The organism is Bacillus mycoides (assembly GCF_018742245.1).
In the GTDB taxonomy this organism is placed as follows: domain Bacteria; phylum Bacillota; class Bacilli; order Bacillales; family Bacillaceae_G; genus Bacillus_A; species Bacillus_A cereus_U.
Window position 1 is genome coordinate 60,873 of record NZ_CP036135.1, and the last position, 16,738, is coordinate 77,610.

The window sequence follows — 16,738 nt, forward strand, 5'->3', positions numbered from 1 at the left end:
AAGTATAAAAATCCTACAAATTGCATCATAATTAGTCCTATTATTCTAAATTATAAGGCTATTTTCGGAGGAGAGATATGAGTAGTGATAAAAATTTAGCCCCTTTTTACCAGGGTTATCAATTGGGTGTGTTGGATAACAATATTTATATAGTTTTCAGCACAAAAAATTTCCATTCCAGAGAAAATCACATTCCAGATTTATTTGTAATCAATTTCTAATGAACCGTTAATATATTTGGTATCGAATGAGATTATGTTTGTTATTCGGGATTTTAAGTAGCTTAAATGAAATTTCGAAAAATAGGGTTTGAGAATGATTTTTTTAAAGGTTGTTGCATACCTTTTATTAAGTATTGGAATTATTAAAAGTTATTTTGGCAGGGTTAGCGAGGATTGTGAAGAAACATAGTGTAATTGTAAAAATATATGAAAACAAAAAGCATGTAAGGATGAGTTGTAAGCGTACTATTGGAAAGGAAGTGGGGAAATCATGATACATCGATATGAAATTGATTTTTCTGTGATGTATGATGGCAAGGTAACAGACTTACAATCAGCAATTATTCCAGCACAGTCTTTAGAAAAAGCAAACAAGAAATTACAATCGGAAGTAAAGCGGAGGTTAGGGAAATGTGTTGTCAAAATTGATCATACAAGTTTACTTGTTTCAGAGGATAGTCGATACACAATTGGATGAAATGAGGAGATGAGCCTTGCAATCAGCAAGGCTTTTCTATTGCTAGAGCTTGATGCAAAGCGAATAATTACAGAATTAGTATATCTATCCCGACAAGATTGATCAGAAAAAGGTCATGTTTTAAAGAAATCCGAATAGAAAATGAGTAAATATTCCTTACAGAAATGTCATATTCCTGTAAGGTTATTAGATAGTTTAGGTACTTTTTCCATGTCATAATAAAGACATAAGAAACGCCAATTTAAAATTATAAGTTATAGGAGAGTGTCAATCATGATTGTAACAACAACGCAGGGAATTCAAGGGAAAGAAATTAGTGAATATATTGATATTGTAAATGGTGAAGCTATTATGGGTGCAAATATTGTCCGCGATTTATTCGCTTCAGTTCGTGATGTTGTCGGTGGTCGTGCTGGTGCTTATGAAAGTAAATTAAAAGAAGCACGTGATATTGCAATGGACGAAATGAAAGAACTTGCAAGACAAAAAGGTGCTAATGCAATCGTTGGTGTTGACGTAGACTACGAAGTTGTTCGTGATGGTATGTTAATGGTTGCTGTAAGTGGTACGGCTGTACGTATATAATAAGATAGAAAACAGGCTCTCCCCGTAAAGTGTATATGCTTTACGGGGATTTTTTTGTTGGAAAAATTTTGGGGTATACCCACGAGGCCGCTTGTACACATGTAATCCCAAAATAATATGCCATAATTTCATTCAAGCCAGTATTTAAACATTTTGCAAAAGCGGTAAATAAATGTACACCGAGGTTCCTACTCCAACTTTACTTGTTATACAAATTCTTCCCTGATGACTTTCAATAATTTTGTAACTAATCATTAAACCGAGACCTGTTCCTTTTTCTTTCGTACTATAAAAAGGTTCAGCAAGTTTTGCAATTCTTTCTTCTGGAATACCAATCCCCTCATCTGAAATACAAATTTCCACCTCATTGTTACTTACTTTCTTAGTGGTAATGGTTATGTCTCCCCCATGTGGCATTGCTTCAATCGAATTTTGTAAAACATTGATAAACACTTGTTTTAATTGTTTTTTACAACAATCAATATATACAACGTCAGGATCCGTTTGGAATGTGACATGAATATTTGTCATAATTGCCTTTGTGTTAATTAATGATACAACGTTTTTTAAAATTACATCGATGCTCTCTTGTTCAAAAGAACATACCTCAGGCTTAGCAATCGATAAAAATTCATGAATAATAGATTCAATGTGCTCAATTTCAGAAAGTATGAGTTGAAAATATTTTGATTCATGTTTCATTTGTATCTCTAATAATTGTATAAATCCTTTAATAACAGTGAGTGGGTTTCGCACTTCATGTGCAACCCCTGCAGCGAGTTGACCGACAGTAGCTAATTTATCTGATTTATTTAGTAGTTCCTCTGTCTTTTTCCGCTCTGTAATATCGCGAACCATAACCATCACTTTATCTGTTAATAGCGGTAAACATCGTGCTTCAAAAAAGTAAATACTATTATGCATGAGCAAGGAGTAATCTACAATTTCTATGGAATTATTCTGCTGTACCCTTGCAATTGCTTCTTGTAGCTGCAGGGCAACATCTAAAGGTAACACATCCTGAAATTTTTTATACATAAATTGTTCGACAGGTACATAAAATCTTGATGGACAGCCGGCTTTATAATCAACGATTACTCCGTCAAGTCTTGTTAAAAAACATAAGTCTGGGAGTGCTTTAAAAATTAATTCTAACTCTGAAGATTTTTCTATAAGTTTTTCTTCTACCTGTTTCCGATGCGTAATATCAATACCAACTGCCCAGTGACTGTATCCAGGAACAGGGAATTCTTCTGAAAGGTTTGACCACAGGATTGTTTTTTCATCACCGTTTTTACAAGTAAGTGTCATTTCCCAATCACGAAAGTTTTTACCGAGTTCAGAAAATCCATGAAGTAACTGGTTCCGATACGTTTCATCTGGATAAAGTAGCTCTAACGCGCAAGGATTGTTAATAATTTCAGCGGCACTATAACCTGTTACAAGTTCACACTCTCGGTTCCATATGACAATATTCCCTTCTTCATCACAAGCATCAACCATAACGGGCATGTTGTGTAAAATCGTATATAATTTTTCAGCAGGGATAGATTGATCTTTCTGCAATTGCTGTAATGTATTCATTCCTTTATTCGTTATAATCGTTGCAAGGGATTTAAAGTATATAGTGCAAGACTCAATACTATCTTTAGGCGAAAAAATCACAAAATCACCAATCTTATTTTCATTGAATATAATAGGGACATGAATTTTTGCATGTAAATGTATATCAGAGGATGGTGTGCCGTAATGAAATATGATTCCTCCGTTGCAATCAAGCAGCTGATGTGAAATCTGTGTTAAAAGATAAAAGTGTTCTGCCATAGTTTGTATTTCTTTTACGTCAATAATCTCGGTCAGTTTGTACATATTCTCTCACCCCTATTTATGTAAACATGCATATGTATTTATTTTTTAAATTTTCTTAGTTTTTATATTATACAAATTAAATGTGTCGAGGTACACAGAAAAGAGGGGTTATTTTAATTTTTAAATGATTCCCGCCAATTTTTCATAAAAATGCTTTCCAAAAACTTGCCTTAAAAACTATGTCCCTGATAGGTACTTTTTTGAATTACTACCTCAACTATCATAAACAATAAATGAAATCTTTACAGAAAAAAAACAACTTGAATAAGGACAAGTTGTTTTTTTCTAAAGGGCACAGCAAAGAAAGAGTGGAGGAAAAAATGCATACACACATGTCAATGATGTAAAGCAAACCAACAAATAAAACTAAAAATTCAGACAATTATATCGCTAAGGGTTTTTGTATACTCTTTCTTTGTTATTATAAGTCTAGCATGAAAATAAAAATAAAACAACAAAAATATACAATTTTCTGTTAAATTCGACATTTATTTCGCAAGTTACCATTTCCACATTAAGCATCAGTTACTAGAATATTTATTTTTTTAAGGTGTTTAGGTATTAATAAAATTTACATGATACCTATTATCGATAACTATGTAAACCTAATAATATTCTTAAAGATTGCTTTTTTTCTGTCCCATTTTGAAAAGATTCTGGATTTACACGTATCTGGGCGGACCTCCATATCCATCGACTTAAGAGTTTTTAATAGACCATAAACCCAGATCCTCCGTTTTCTACAACTAGTTATTTATAAGAGCGCATCTTATTCAAATTTATATTCTGATGCAATTTTACATATCTAAATAAAAGAAAACTGTATGCAGAGTACGATTAAATTATATTAATAGTTTATTAAATTGTATTTAATGATTCTAATGAATCGAAATTATTATCTTTTTATTGGATATATCAAGTTGTAACTATTATTTTTACTAAAATGAAATTAAATAGTAATTTTATTAGTATAATATTTAGGATTACATTAATTCATTTATCGAAATAATTGAATGTAATTGGCGGAATTCTACTATTTACGCGTCGAAAACTTCGTGTTTCAATAAAACCACAAATGGTATTACATCTGGTAATAATAAGGAGAAGTTTTAGAAAGAGAGTGAACTATTCTTGACAATAAAAATAGAGGGAATATATCGAGAAATATTAGATGGAAAAAGAAAAAGTTTTCCTCCTGGTACATGGAGTGAAGATGTGAACGGGGAATCAAAAAGGAGGGTAACGCGATATTTAATTGAGGATGTTTTAAAATGGAGCAATGATGATATTAAAGAAGAATGGAACCAGAGTCTCATTATAAAATTCAAATTAACTAGTGTGATGCAGACTTATCGAAGTAGTCCATATGAGATGTTAAACGCAGCATATCCCAATCGATTTGAACCATGGGAGTTAAAGCATGCTCCTAAGTGTTTTTGGACATACGAAAAAGGATTGGAAATATTAAGGGTAATAATTGAAGAAAAAGAAAGATTAACAGAGTATCAATTACTAAATAAGTATGATTTGAAGTGGTTAATAGAAAATAAACTGGGCGAGGTATGTTCGAGCTATTTTAATGGTAGCCCCTATCAAATGTTGAATGCAGCATATCCCGATCGATTTAAAGAGTGGGAATTGAAATGTGTTCCTAAGAATTTTTGGACTAAGGAAAAAGGGCTGTTGGCCTTACGTTGGTGGAGTGAGAAAAAAGAAAAATTAACAATAGAAGACGTACTTGATGTGTATAGTGGGGAGTGGTTAAGAGAAAGAAATTTAGGTACACCACTGTTGAAGTATTGGAATAGAAACGCTTATCAGATGTTAAATGCAGCATATCCCAATCAATATAGAGAATGGGAATTAAAAAGAGTTTCTAATAAATTTTGGAACGATAAAGAAAAGAGTTTAAAGATTTTTAAGCAGATTATCAAAGAAAAGGGCATGTCTCAGGAAGATATAAAGAAACATTACAGTTTGAAGTGGATTGTAAATAACGGGTTGAGGACACCTCTCATGAGGTTTTGGTCGGATAGCCCCTATAAGATGTTAAATGAGGCGTATCCAAATCAATTTAAAGAATGGGAATTAAAAGCAGTACCTAATAGGTTTTGGGAAAAAGAGAAAGCGAAAAAAATAATTAAGGATGAAATAGATAAAGCTGGGATATCTGTTTCACAGTTATTAAAAATAGGAGGAAGAAAATGGATGGTGAAAAACAAATTAAGTACACCTTTTAATAAATATTGGGGGGGCAGTACATCTACGATGTTAAAAGAAATATATCTGAAAGAATTTGAAGTGGAAAATAGTAAGAAAGTGTACTAAATGTATGAAAAGATTGTTATTCAGTGCCATATTATTTATTAAGAAAGAGATAAACGGTTCTTTTTAACGGATAGGGAAGGAAGATATGTCGTGGTGACATTTCAATTTCACCTTCTGTCTCAAAAACTAAGATTACTTTTGATTTTGAGACAGAAGGTTTTTTTCTGTATATCCATTTATTTTATTCATACCATAATATAAACCTTGTAATTTCTAAAAAATAGGATAGTCGTATAAATAAAAATCACAACATAATGCAAATAAAAAACTATCTTAGAAATTTTTGATTATATCTCAATAAGATAAGAATACTTTTGATTTTGAAACAGAATATTTTGTGTTTTTATAACTACCGATAAGATTACTTATGTAAACTAGATGATTATGAGCTTTCTCGTTTTCTGTCAGTAGGCGTAAGCCTACGTTTTTTGTATACTATGCCGTATTCCATAATAGGGGTACGGAAACGATTCTGGGTATGAAGGGCCACTCTGGAAAAATATTCAATAATAAAAATCGTAGGAATTAATAATTCCTACGATTTTTTGATTAGAATTCTCTAATATTAATTGCAAAATGTGGTTTGAATCTCACTTCAATTGCTTTTTTCTCTTCAGAGCACTGAATATGGAGTGCTTCATTGCGAGTATAGACTCGTTCTACAAATTCCATATTGACGTCAAATACACATCCTTCATTATAAGAAAGACTTAATTTAATTGTATTCTCATAAACTGACATAATCATTATTACTTTAAATCCTAAGTGATCCATTTTACGATACAGATACACACCTGCACCCTCAATCAAAAAGTCTTCTGGTTCACTCTCGAATAGCTCTAATAGTTCGTATCTATCATATTTAATATCCAATGTTTATAACCAACCTTATGCACCGTAAAATAATTTTTATTATTTTTTCTTTGCGGGAATAGCGGTAATAACATCCCCGTTATCATTAAGTATAACATAACCATCTGCTCTACTATATTTCCATGTACCAGGTGTATCAGCTGGAGATAGTTCCAACTATGATTAATAAGATAAAGAGCACAAACAGTAAGGAGAATCCGCCATCAAATCCACAATCTCCGTAGCAACTATTACCATATCCCATATAAATTTTTCCTTTGAGTAAGAGTAAAAATTTATATTCATATTTAATCATTAAAATAAACCGCACCAAAGTTTTCATTAAATCTTTTACACCAAACAGAAACCGAACCATATACACTTACGTCTATCCCCTCAGGAATTTCGTAGTTTTGGTCTCCTTTATTTCCTTTTAATTTTCCTAATTCAATATACTGATAGTTTTTCACATCTTCATTATTTTTTAAACGATTTGTAGGAACTAATACAACTCGTACATCTGGCCCATTAGATGTTTCAAAATCGGAAAATCGTAAAACGCGTTTTCCATCCGCTAATTGATGAATTTTTGCCGTTCCAGTTGTTTCATGGATACCATTTTGAAACTGCCCTTCACTTATTACTCGATCACTTAGTTGCCTTGCTTCAGTTGATTGTACCTCTGTTTGTGGCAATGCTTCATTCACGTGCTTATCAATAAATATTTTCTCTGGTCGGAACAATGACCATAAAATCCCCAATACAATTATCAAACCACCTATAAACCATACATATTTTCTTTTCATAAAGTAAAAAACCTCCTGTAACATACTGTGTAGTAGTATGTTAACAAGAAGGTCTTTCATTTTTCTAACGTAAATGTTACAAAAGTCTTTCAGCCGCCTTATTTTTTTCTGATGTGATGGGAAGAGTAAATCAAAATTCACTTCCCTGCTTACTATCTGCGTGATTCCTCACACCAATTTCCCTTTTGTGCATTTCAATCAATGATTTTGCAATAGCTAATCCGGACCCTCCAGATTGTGAACTTCTTAATCGATCTGTTCTAAAAAACGTTCAAATACGCGTAATTGATTATTTGGAGAAATTCTCATCCCCTCATCCCGCAAATTGAATTGGACCTGTTGAGTTTGTTTATTTTCCTCCACAGTCAATTCAATTGTCCCAGAGATAGGAGAATATCGAATTGCATGATGTAATAAATTACCTATGACACTTTCTATTTTACAAGGCATAATCAAAAATCGAGGTAATGTATCAGGAACATTCAATTGCACATGGATTTGTTTGTCTCCTAATAGGGATCACCATACATCGCTATCAAGCTAAGATAAATTTATATCCATAAAATCAAAAAAACGCTATTCTTTTTGTAGAAATATACAGAAAGGATGGCGTTTTGTATGACTCTATCTATTCAAGATGAGTTTCTTTTATTCGCTGAAAAATTACAGCGATATCTATCTCCAAACATCCTTCAACAGCTCGCGTAGGAGACGGGCTTCGTAAAACGTAAAAGTAAGTATGGTGCACGAGATTTGGCCGCTTTATGTATTTGGATTAGTCAACACGTAGCAAGTGATTCCCTCACTCGATTATGTAGTCAACTTTATGCAAATACAGCTACACTCATGAGTCCAGAAGGACTTAATCAACGTTTTACCGATGCGCTGTTTTATTTCTACAGCGTGTATTTTCCCTTTTAATCAAAAGAAGACTAAACGATTGGTCTCAAATCCCAAACCAATACACTTCTTATTTTCAACGTATACGTATTTTAGATGCTACTATTTTTCAAGTACCCAATCATTTGGCCCCTATTTATCCTGGTTCAGGAAGATGTGCACAAACAGCTGGTATTAAAATTCAGCTAGAGTATGATTTACATAGTGGAAAATTCCTCAATTTTCAAATGGAGCCAGGTAAAAATAATGATAAAACCTTCGGTACAGATTGTTTAGATACCTTACGTTCAGGAGGTTTATGTATTCGAGATTTAGGATACTTTTCTCTAAAAGATTTAGACCAGATGGATCAACGAGGTGTATTCTATGTTTCACGGTTGAAATTAAATAATAGAGTATATGTGAAAAATGATTCTCAAGAATTCTTTCGGGATGGGACAGTAAAAAAGCAATCCCTATATGTTTTACTTAACCTTGAAGATATTATACATCAGATAAAACCAGGAGATACTTATGAAATTCGAAATGCCTATATTGGACAACAAAAATTACTCTCACGAGTTATAATATACAGACTGACATCGACTCAAACTCATAAACGTAGGAAACAGCAAACCTATGTTGAAAAGAAAAAAGGAGTTACATACTCTGAAAAAAGTAAACGATTAACAGAAATCAACGTTTATATTACCAACATACCATGGAACAGGTTCATGATATCTACTCACTACGTTGGCAAATAGAGATTGTATTTAAAACATGGAAATCTCTTTTTGGTATCAGTCATTGTCACAATATTAAGCGAGATCGTCTAGAATGTCATCTTTATGGACAGTTAATCGCTATTTTTCTTTGTTCTTCCACTATGTTCAAAATGCGACAGCTGTTACTACAGAAAAACAAAAAGAATTAAGTGAATATAAAGCGATTTATATGATTCAAGATCATCTGTACTTAGTATATGCAGCTATACAAAACATACTAAGATTAGTAGTGCAGACCAAGGCATTGGTTCGCACTACTATTTTTTATATAGTAGAAGTGAAGAGGAGGTCGTGGGTGTTTTTGGGTCCTGAATCCGTATACAAAACTTACCTTTTTCACTTACCTTATTTGAATCAGTTTTTAGTATGTTGGTCTTCGAGATCGTGTATAAGAAATGAGAATCGATAAGTGTAAGTTGAAGACTTCAATTCCACCTGAGGAGGCGCTATATGAAACACGTTATTGCATTTGATGTCAGTATGGGTAAAAGTTATATGGTAATTTATAATGCACAAAAACAATGCGTATTCGAAAGTGAAATCAAGCATTCTAAGCCTGATTTTAAAAAGCTACAAGAAAAGATACATAAGCTTACAGATGAAACCGGCGAATCACCTGAAATTGTGTTCGAAGCAACAGGGATCTATTCCAGACAGCTAGAACGATTTATGCAAAATAACCAGTATACATATTGTTTATTAAACCCATTAGAAGCCAAAATACAATGTGATTCCTTGCGGATTCATAAGACAGACCGAAGCGACGCACACCGATTAGCTCTCACTCATTTTACAGTTACCCGAAGGGTATCTACCGGAACTGATAATTTATTCTATCAGTTAAAATCTCTTTCTAGATTATATAGTGAACTGGATGATGAATTATCAATAATTCGCGGCCGTATGCATAAAGTAATCCAATTAACATTTCCAGAATTGGAAAGAATATTTACTAGTAAATCTGATTTGTTTTTAAATTTTGTTCAACTATTTCCCCACCCAGATTGTGTTTTAGGTCTTTCTAAAACCATTATAAAAAATCGTATTCGTGCCAACACCAATAAAAAAATATCAAATATTACGGCGGAGAAAAAAGCGATTCAGATACTTGAAATAGCGAAAATTTGCTATCCTGCTGTTTCTCAGAACGATGTTCTGTGTGACCAGCTCAAATTATACGCAAGGCGCTATCAAGAACTTCTTCACCAAAAAGAAAGCTGTATTAGCAAGATGGTGTATGTAGCTGAGCAACGCGCAGAATACGATATCATTCGCAGTCTCCCTGGGATTGGACCGAATACTGCCGTACGCTTGATGGCTGAAATAGGAGATATTACTCGTTTTAACAATAACAAGCAACTCAATGCATTTGCTGGTATTGATATACGCCGTTTTCAATCAGGTAAAACCTTTTTTAAAGATAAAATCAATAAACGTGGAAATAAACATTTGAGGAAGCTCCTTTTCCTCATCATCCAGAACATGATTAAACAACGACGTTACGGACAAAATCATATTGTTGAGTATTACGATAAATTAAAAACGCAACCTTATAACAAGTGTCATAAAGTTGCGTCCATTGCATGTGTAAATAAATTATTGAAGCTTCTCTTCTATCTCATTACACATAATATGCACTATGATTATCGGTTAGCCGCCTAAAACCATAGTTTCATCCATCGTACCATATCTTCCCCCTAGTAAAAAATGGACACATATTAGGGGTATTTGGCTTGCATTCTAATTGGCTTAAAATCTCTGGCATTTAATCAATTATAACTCTAAAAAACATTTGACTAATCGTAAGAAAGACACCCAAGAAGTATCAAAAATTCTCCTTCGTCTGTTTGACTTCTTACAGAAAAACGGTCGAAAATCCCATCGATATGAGAAAAAAACAGTCTTTGATATTTTAGGTGTCGTTTATCAGTTTACTGTATCCAATCTAAAGCAAAAAACTGCATAATCTTTAAAAATACACCGTATCAATGTTTATTTGGTATGCGTATTTTTAAAAACAAATAAACAAATTATCAAGTATGTAGGCAACAAGAAAGGAGGTTCATAAAAGATCCAACCTTAGCTTGATGGGCATGTGACGGTACCCCACATCCATCAACTTAAGGATTTAGACTATTCTTAAACATAAAAGCACGTTACTATTCTCTTATGTTAATGAGAAAGGGTGACGTGCTTTTTATGAATATGCATCAAAAACAAGAGCTGTCTTTATTTGCCGAAGAGTTATATCGATATATGTCTCCCGCTACACTTAATCAATTAGCTATAGAAGCAGGTGGAATGAAACGAAAACGTAAGTGCCATGGGCACCATTTTTTATCTTTGTGTGTATGGTTAAATCAACAAATCGCTACAACCTCTCTTACTCAACTTTGTAGTCAATTAGAAACTTCAACAGGAATTTTATTAAGTCCTGAGGGACTGAATCGACGATTTAACTCGGCTTCTGTAGCCTTCTTTCGAAATGTATTTACTACACTTCTACAAGCTAAAATTGGAGGATCATCTACAATTTCTCATTCTCTTTCTGCTTACTTTGAGCGGATTCGCATCCTTGATTCTACAACCTTTCAAGTTCCAGATCGATTCGCAGCTACTTATCCTGGTGCCGGAGGCTGTAGTCATACAGCTGGTGTGAAAATTCAATTAGAGTATGACTTGTTGAGTGGAGAGTTTTCTGATGTGAAAATTGAACCAGGAAAACGAAGTGATCAGGCATATGGGGCGACTCGAATGGACATGACACAAAAGAATGAACTATATATTCGTGACTTAGGGTATTTTCGTTTACAAGACTTTAAATCGATCCAAGATAAGGAAGGGTATTATTTATCGCGTCTTAAATTACCAACTAAAATATATAGAAAAGAATTCGAAACAGTGGTATTTAAAACAAAACCTGCTCAATTGAGACCGGTATATATACAAATTCATTTGGAAGACATCATGAACCAATTACAACCTGGCCAAGTGTATGAATTACATGATGTATATGTAGGGAGCAAAGACAAACTACCCACTCGCATTGTGGTTTATAGATGTACAGAGGAGCAAAAACAGAAACGTCTACATGATCGAGCTATTCGTGAAAAGAAAAAAGGGATTACATATACAGAGCGTACGAAACTTTTACAAGGAATTACAGTATATATGACAAACATTCCTACGGAATGGGTACCGAAAGAGAAAATCTATGATTTATATTCACTGCGTTGGCAAATTGAGCTGTTATTTAAAATATGGAAATCTTGGTTTCGAATTCATCGTTGTAAATCTATTAAACAAGAGCGATTAGAATGCCACCTTTATGGACAACTCATTAGTATCCTATTATGTTCTTCTACTATGTTTAAAATGAGAGAACTCCTGTTACGTAAGAAACAGAAAGAACTAAGTGAATATAAAGCGATTTACATAATTAAAGATTATTTCTTACTTTTTCATCAAGCACTACATAAAAACACCCAAGAATTATCAAAGATTCTCCTTCGTCTGTTTAACCTCCTACAGCGAAACGGACGAAAATCTCACAGATATGAGAAAAAAACAGTCTTTGATATTTTAGGTGTTGTGTATGAGTATACCACTTCTGCCCATCAGGTAGCATAGCGAAAAATTTGAAACCCGTCAGGGTTTATTTGATGTGCCTACTTTTATAACATCTATAAAAGATAATAAAAAACTACGTGGAAAGACCGCATTTTGTATAAAAATATACGTTAAGTTGATGGATGTGTGACGGTACCCCAATATTGAAATTTTCTTTAGCTATCTTGTTTTCTTCAATTGGCATCGCCCAGTGAACTACACCAGTATCTCTAGTTAACTGCTGCGCTTCTCTACAAGCTTCAAAATAATCATTATGCTCTGCTATTAACTCCCTTGCTAAAAAACTCCGTATTCCATATCCCTCAGTCACCTTTTCTACTCAAATAGTGTTTTCATTCAATTACCGTTTTCGCTTTTTCTCGTTCTACAATTCGATATGTAATATTTCATATTTTATTATTTCAATATTCTTTTATTAACTATAACTTTATATAAATGAGTTTCTATAACGCGGTAAATCAACATTTGTAATTTAATTCCTTATTTAAAATATCTAGAATATATTTTAAAACACTATATTTGGATAGTTATATTGGAATTTCCTGTTCTACACATCCATATAAGTTTTGTGTATTATGTAGTAGAAGGGTAATTAAAAGACTTACTCTTTGCTATTGAGGGAAGAGCCTGAGAGCCATATCAGGCTCTTCTTTGTTTATATACCATGTATTAAAATAGGGATTTTATTTAATTTCCATTAATCTTTCTATTCCCTTCGAATATAGTAATATCACCCAAGTGAATACCCAGGTCGCTCTAGACCAGCTTCCTGGTGCTTCTGTTACGAAGAATCCGCTTATAACCAGAGGGTTCTTTTATTTTTTCTACATATAATAACGATTTTGTTCAAAATGATGCCCTATCCATTTGGACGCATTTACCAGTATTTTTACCAAAAAATTCATGATATCGTTAATTAGTCGAGTACGTCATTACTTGACGATTACCCTTAGGAGCCCCGCAGACAATCGGGGTTTCTTTCATTTAAATAAGGATTTTGTTCAAATCGTTTGATAAAGGTGAAGCAACCACTCTAATGTATATAAAGTTCTTTTAATCCTTCCTATCCCACATAAAGTTGCAGATAAGCTATTCTGCCTTGGATAGGCCTCGATCTTGCACCAGAATCAGAAAGATTACTAATTTTTATTTACAATTAATAGTTTCAAATCCAATAACATTTCGACAATGGAATTAATAGTTTTGTTTTGAGCGCTATAGTAAATCTCTAATCCTTTTCTATCACTCATAATTAATTTTTGAGATTTCATCTTCGATAAATGCTGCGAAACAGTAGATTGTGGGATACCAAGAATATCTACAATTTGAGTTACATTACATGCCCCTCTTGTAATTAATTCTTTCAAAATTTTAATTCGTATTGGATGAGCTAATGCTTTTAAAACTTCTGCGTTTTTTTCATAATTCAACAAACTAAACATCTCCTTGTGAAATAATATATTTTTATTATATTAATAATTTGATGAATGAAATTTTAATACTCTAGTTTTGTAGAATTTATGATGCAGCATCTTTTCGATTTAATTTGTGTTTTATTCCATCAACATAATCTGGTATGCCCCAGCCCCCCCTTATTCTCTTTTTTGTTTGCATTTCTACTTCCTATAATTCATCTGAATAATAATATTAAAATGCTTTCAATAGTAAAAATAGTTTTTGTAAGTTTTATAACTACTTTTGTAATTAAAAAAATATAAGCGACTTATAATAAGTCGCTTATACGTAAAAATCTATTTTATTTTGGTCAATACATCTCAATTTACTCACTGGTCTTCCCACATTTTGATACACCATTTCATTCTCTAATACTCCGATTTCAGTCAAAAACATGACATACTTTCGAATAGAAACTCTTGAAACTCCTACTAATTGCGCCATTTCATCTGTTGTAAACGCTTGTCCATGAAGCGATTTGATTTGCTGCCAAATTAGTTGTAGCGTTTGCCTTGTTAGTCCTTTCGGAAGCTCTTTATCGTCAAAGGGCACTCTTTTTTCTTTTTGTAAAATTAGCGAATCTAATTCCGATTGACTAATATTTTGTTGTTCTTTCATAAAAGTAAGTTTTCCTCGATATACAGTTAATGCCTCTTTAAATCGTTCAAATGTAAATGGTTTAATTAAATAATCTACTACGCCATATTGTAATGCTTTTTTGATACTCCCCATATCATGTACAGCTGAAATCATCATAATATCGATTTCTCTTTCTTGATTCCGAATATGCATTAAAAGCTCAAACCCGGTCTCTTCAGGCATAAAAATATCAAGTAATACTAAATCTACTCGTGATTTCTCTAATACTTCTATCGCTTCTTTAACTGATTTAACTGCATGGACAAGTTCAAACCCTCCCACTTGCTCTAAATAATGTGTATTTAACATTGCCACCATCGGATCATCTTCTACAATCAAAACTTTGATCATCTTATCTCTCATCCCCACTTTTAGGTATTTCAATCGTTATTGTCGTTCCCGTTCCTAACAACGAATGAACATAAATTTCCCCATTTATTCGCTGTATGCTTTCCTTTACAAGATGCAAACCATACCCCCGATTATCACCCTTTGTGGAATAACCTTTTATAAATAATGCATCAATTTCATCCTCTTGTATACCTTTCCCTGTATCTTGTACTGTAATGATTAATGTATCCCCATCTTGTATTCCAACTTCAACCTGCTTCTTCTCACAATTCATCACTGCATCTAATGCGTTATTAATCAAATTTCCGACAATGGTAATCAGTTCATGAATGATACGTTCATCATATATTTCTGGTAAGTAAGAATCTTCTTTTATAATTAACTTTATATTTTTCTCTCTAGCATAGCTCAGTTTACCTAATAAAAAACCAGCAAATACTGGGCTTTGAATTTTTTTCATAATCCCCCCAATTTCATATTGATGCTCTGATACCATACTACTCACATATTTTTGCAGTTCTTCATACTGTTTCATATGTGTAAGTCCTAGCACGACGTGCATCTTATTCATAAATTCATGAGATTGCGCCCGTAGCGCTTCCGCATATAACCTAATACCAGTTAATTCCTCTGCTAATTTTCTAATCTCTGTTTTATCACGAAATGTTGCAATCACGCCAACTATTTCTCCTTTTACATATAAAGGAACCCGATTAGTAACAATCGCAACCCCATAAAAATTTAGTTCTTCGTTTAATTGTACCTCTCCTGTTTGCAACACTTCTTTCATACGTGAATTTGGCGTATACAATTCAATATCTTTACCGATAAAATCTTCTGTAAGTCCACCTTTCTTTAATATTCGTTTTGCTTCACTATTAATTAAAGTTATTCTCGCCTCTTTATCTACAGCAATAATACCTTCTTTTACAGATTGTAGCATCGTATTTCTTTCTTCAAGAATTTTCGCTATCCTATGCGGCTCAAGACCAAATAAACTTTTCTTTATATGTCTAGCTAGCAATATCGCTCCTATAATTCCAACTAATATTCCAACACCAACACCGATATAAATAATATGTCTACTTTCTTTCACCCTCTCTTTTATATTATCAGCTGAAATGCCAACAGCGACCGCACCAAGTTGCTCACCTGTGTCAGCAAAAATAGGTACGAATACTCGCATAGAAATCCCTAAAGTTCCTTTTGCTAACGAGACGTGTTCCTTTCCCTTCAATACAGGTCCTTCATCGCCTCCAAGAAAATGATGCCCTATTTTTTGAGGGTCTGGATGAGATTTTCGTATTCCATTCATATCCATAACTACAATAAATTGAACATCTGTACTCTTTAATAGCTTATTTGTATATACCTGAATCAAGGAGGTATCTACCTTCCCCGTCAACCCATCAATTACAATAGAATCATTCGCCACAATACGTGCAATCGTTTTTGCCTTCTCTTCTTGGTTATCTTCTGTCGCTCGTTCAACATTATGGCTAATTAAAATGTCTGTTACGAGTAAAGAAACAATTACAACGGTACAAACTAACAGTGTAATGGTTTTCCATAAATTCCATAATTTATTTCTTTTTCTCATTCCTTCAATAGCTCCCCTAGTTATTAAGTAGAAAAATAAGTAAGGTGATATCATTTTCACCTTACTTATTTGATGTTATTATACTTTAAATTTACTCATCATTTCTTGTAGTTTTTCTATCGTCTCTTCTTTGCTAAGTTTTAATTAGCTAAACGAAATTATTCCATAATAAAAAATAAAATAAGAAGAATTCAATATAACAAGTATACTAAATTTCTCTTATTTTTATTTCGAAAATCTAATATTATCATTACTTTTGT

The 16,738-nt window shown here is 32.9% G+C and carries 13 protein-coding genes and 3 pseudogenes; 7 read left to right on the plus strand and 9 right to left on the minus strand.

Annotated elements, in window-relative coordinates:
* Positions 1-492: 492 nt before the first annotated feature.
* Positions 493-699: a hypothetical protein gene (locus EXW56_RS26975; protein WP_215597683.1), complete on the plus strand. Its 207-nt coding sequence runs from the start codon at positions 493-495 to the stop codon at positions 697-699.
* A 273-nt stretch (positions 700-972) separates the two neighbouring features.
* Complete coding sequence (locus tag EXW56_RS26980; protein WP_000637500.1) at positions 973-1,284, plus strand: heavy metal-binding domain-containing protein; 312 nt, start codon at positions 973-975, stop codon at positions 1,282-1,284.
* Between the two features lie 144 nt (positions 1,285-1,428).
* On the opposite strand, the gene EXW56_RS26985 is transcribed toward EXW56_RS26980, so the two are convergent.
* Entirely contained in the window at positions 1,429-3,153 is a 1,725-nt protein-coding gene (locus EXW56_RS26985) for a PAS domain-containing sensor histidine kinase (protein WP_215558725.1), read from the minus strand.
* Positions 3,154-4,284: 1,131 nt separating this feature from the next.
* On the opposite strand from EXW56_RS26985, the gene EXW56_RS26990 reads away from it, so the two are divergent.
* Positions 4,285-5,481, plus strand: coding sequence for a DUF4046 domain-containing protein (locus EXW56_RS26990; RefSeq protein ID WP_215597684.1), 1,197 nt, complete (start codon positions 4,285-4,287; stop codon positions 5,479-5,481).
* Between the two features lie 549 nt (positions 5,482-6,030).
* On the opposite strand, the gene EXW56_RS26995 is transcribed toward EXW56_RS26990, so the two are convergent.
* The 4 genes and pseudogenes from EXW56_RS26995 to EXW56_RS27010 form a co-directional block, all read right to left on the minus strand.
* Positions 6,031-6,354, minus strand: coding sequence for a hypothetical protein (locus tag EXW56_RS26995; protein ID WP_215597685.1), 324 nt, complete (start codon positions 6,352-6,354; stop codon positions 6,031-6,033).
* 136 nt (positions 6,355-6,490) lie between these two features.
* A complete protein-coding gene (locus EXW56_RS28175; protein WP_435868473.1) occupies positions 6,491-6,709 on the minus strand; it encodes a YjcZ family sporulation protein in 219 nt (72 codons plus the stop codon).
* Positions 6,642-7,139: a DM13 domain-containing protein gene (locus EXW56_RS27005; RefSeq protein WP_215597686.1), complete on the minus strand. Its 498-nt coding sequence runs from the start codon at positions 7,137-7,139 to the stop codon at positions 6,642-6,644. The genes EXW56_RS28175 and EXW56_RS27005 overlap by 68 nt, the downstream gene beginning before the upstream one ends.
* A gap of 130 nt (positions 7,140-7,269) precedes the next feature.
* A pseudogene (locus tag EXW56_RS27010) lies at positions 7,270-7,655 on the minus strand (ATP-binding protein); the annotation flags it as partial.
* A gap of 102 nt (positions 7,656-7,757) precedes the next feature.
* Here EXW56_RS27010 and EXW56_RS27015 point away from each other — a divergent pair.
* The 4 genes and pseudogenes from EXW56_RS27015 (at position 7,758) to EXW56_RS27030 (ending at position 12,433) form a co-directional block, all read left to right on the plus strand.
* Positions 7,758-9,212 (plus strand): annotated as a pseudogene (locus EXW56_RS27015) (IS4 family transposase).
* A 41-nt stretch (positions 9,213-9,253) separates the two neighbouring features.
* Entirely contained in the window at positions 9,254-10,465 is a 1,212-nt protein-coding gene (locus EXW56_RS27020; protein WP_002203979.1) for an IS110 family RNA-guided transposase, read from the plus strand.
* 142 nt (positions 10,466-10,607) lie between these two features.
* A pseudogene (locus EXW56_RS27025) lies at positions 10,608-10,769 on the plus strand (IS4 family transposase); the annotation flags it as partial.
* Positions 10,770-11,002: 233 nt separating this feature from the next.
* Positions 11,003-12,433: an IS4-like element ISBce2 family transposase gene (locus tag EXW56_RS27030; RefSeq protein WP_215558698.1), complete on the plus strand. Its 1,431-nt coding sequence runs from the start codon at positions 11,003-11,005 to the stop codon at positions 12,431-12,433.
* 73 nt (positions 12,434-12,506) lie between these two features.
* Here EXW56_RS27030 and EXW56_RS27035 read toward each other — a convergent pair whose 3' ends face one another.
* The 4 genes from EXW56_RS27035 to EXW56_RS27050 all read right to left on the minus strand — a co-directional run bounded on the left by EXW56_RS27035 (position 12,507) and on the right by EXW56_RS27050 (position 16,478).
* Complete coding sequence (locus tag EXW56_RS27035; protein ID WP_215597710.1) at positions 12,507-12,743, minus strand: hypothetical protein; 237 nt, start codon at positions 12,741-12,743, stop codon at positions 12,507-12,509.
* 829 nt (positions 12,744-13,572) lie between these two features.
* On the minus strand, positions 13,573-13,866 hold the full coding sequence (locus EXW56_RS27040; RefSeq protein WP_215597687.1) for an ArsR/SmtB family transcription factor: 294 nt from the start codon (positions 13,864-13,866) through the stop codon (positions 13,573-13,575).
* 304 nt (positions 13,867-14,170) lie between these two features.
* Positions 14,171-14,878: a response regulator gene (locus tag EXW56_RS27045; protein ID WP_215597688.1), complete on the minus strand. Its 708-nt coding sequence runs from the start codon at positions 14,876-14,878 to the stop codon at positions 14,171-14,173.
* Between the two features lies 1 nt (position 14,879).
* Positions 14,880-16,478 carry a sensor histidine kinase gene (locus tag EXW56_RS27050; RefSeq protein WP_215597689.1) on the minus strand — a complete coding sequence of 533 codons (1,599 nt, stop codon included), beginning with the start codon at positions 16,476-16,478 and terminating at the stop codon, positions 14,880-14,882.
* Positions 16,479-16,738: the final 260 nt, after the last annotated feature.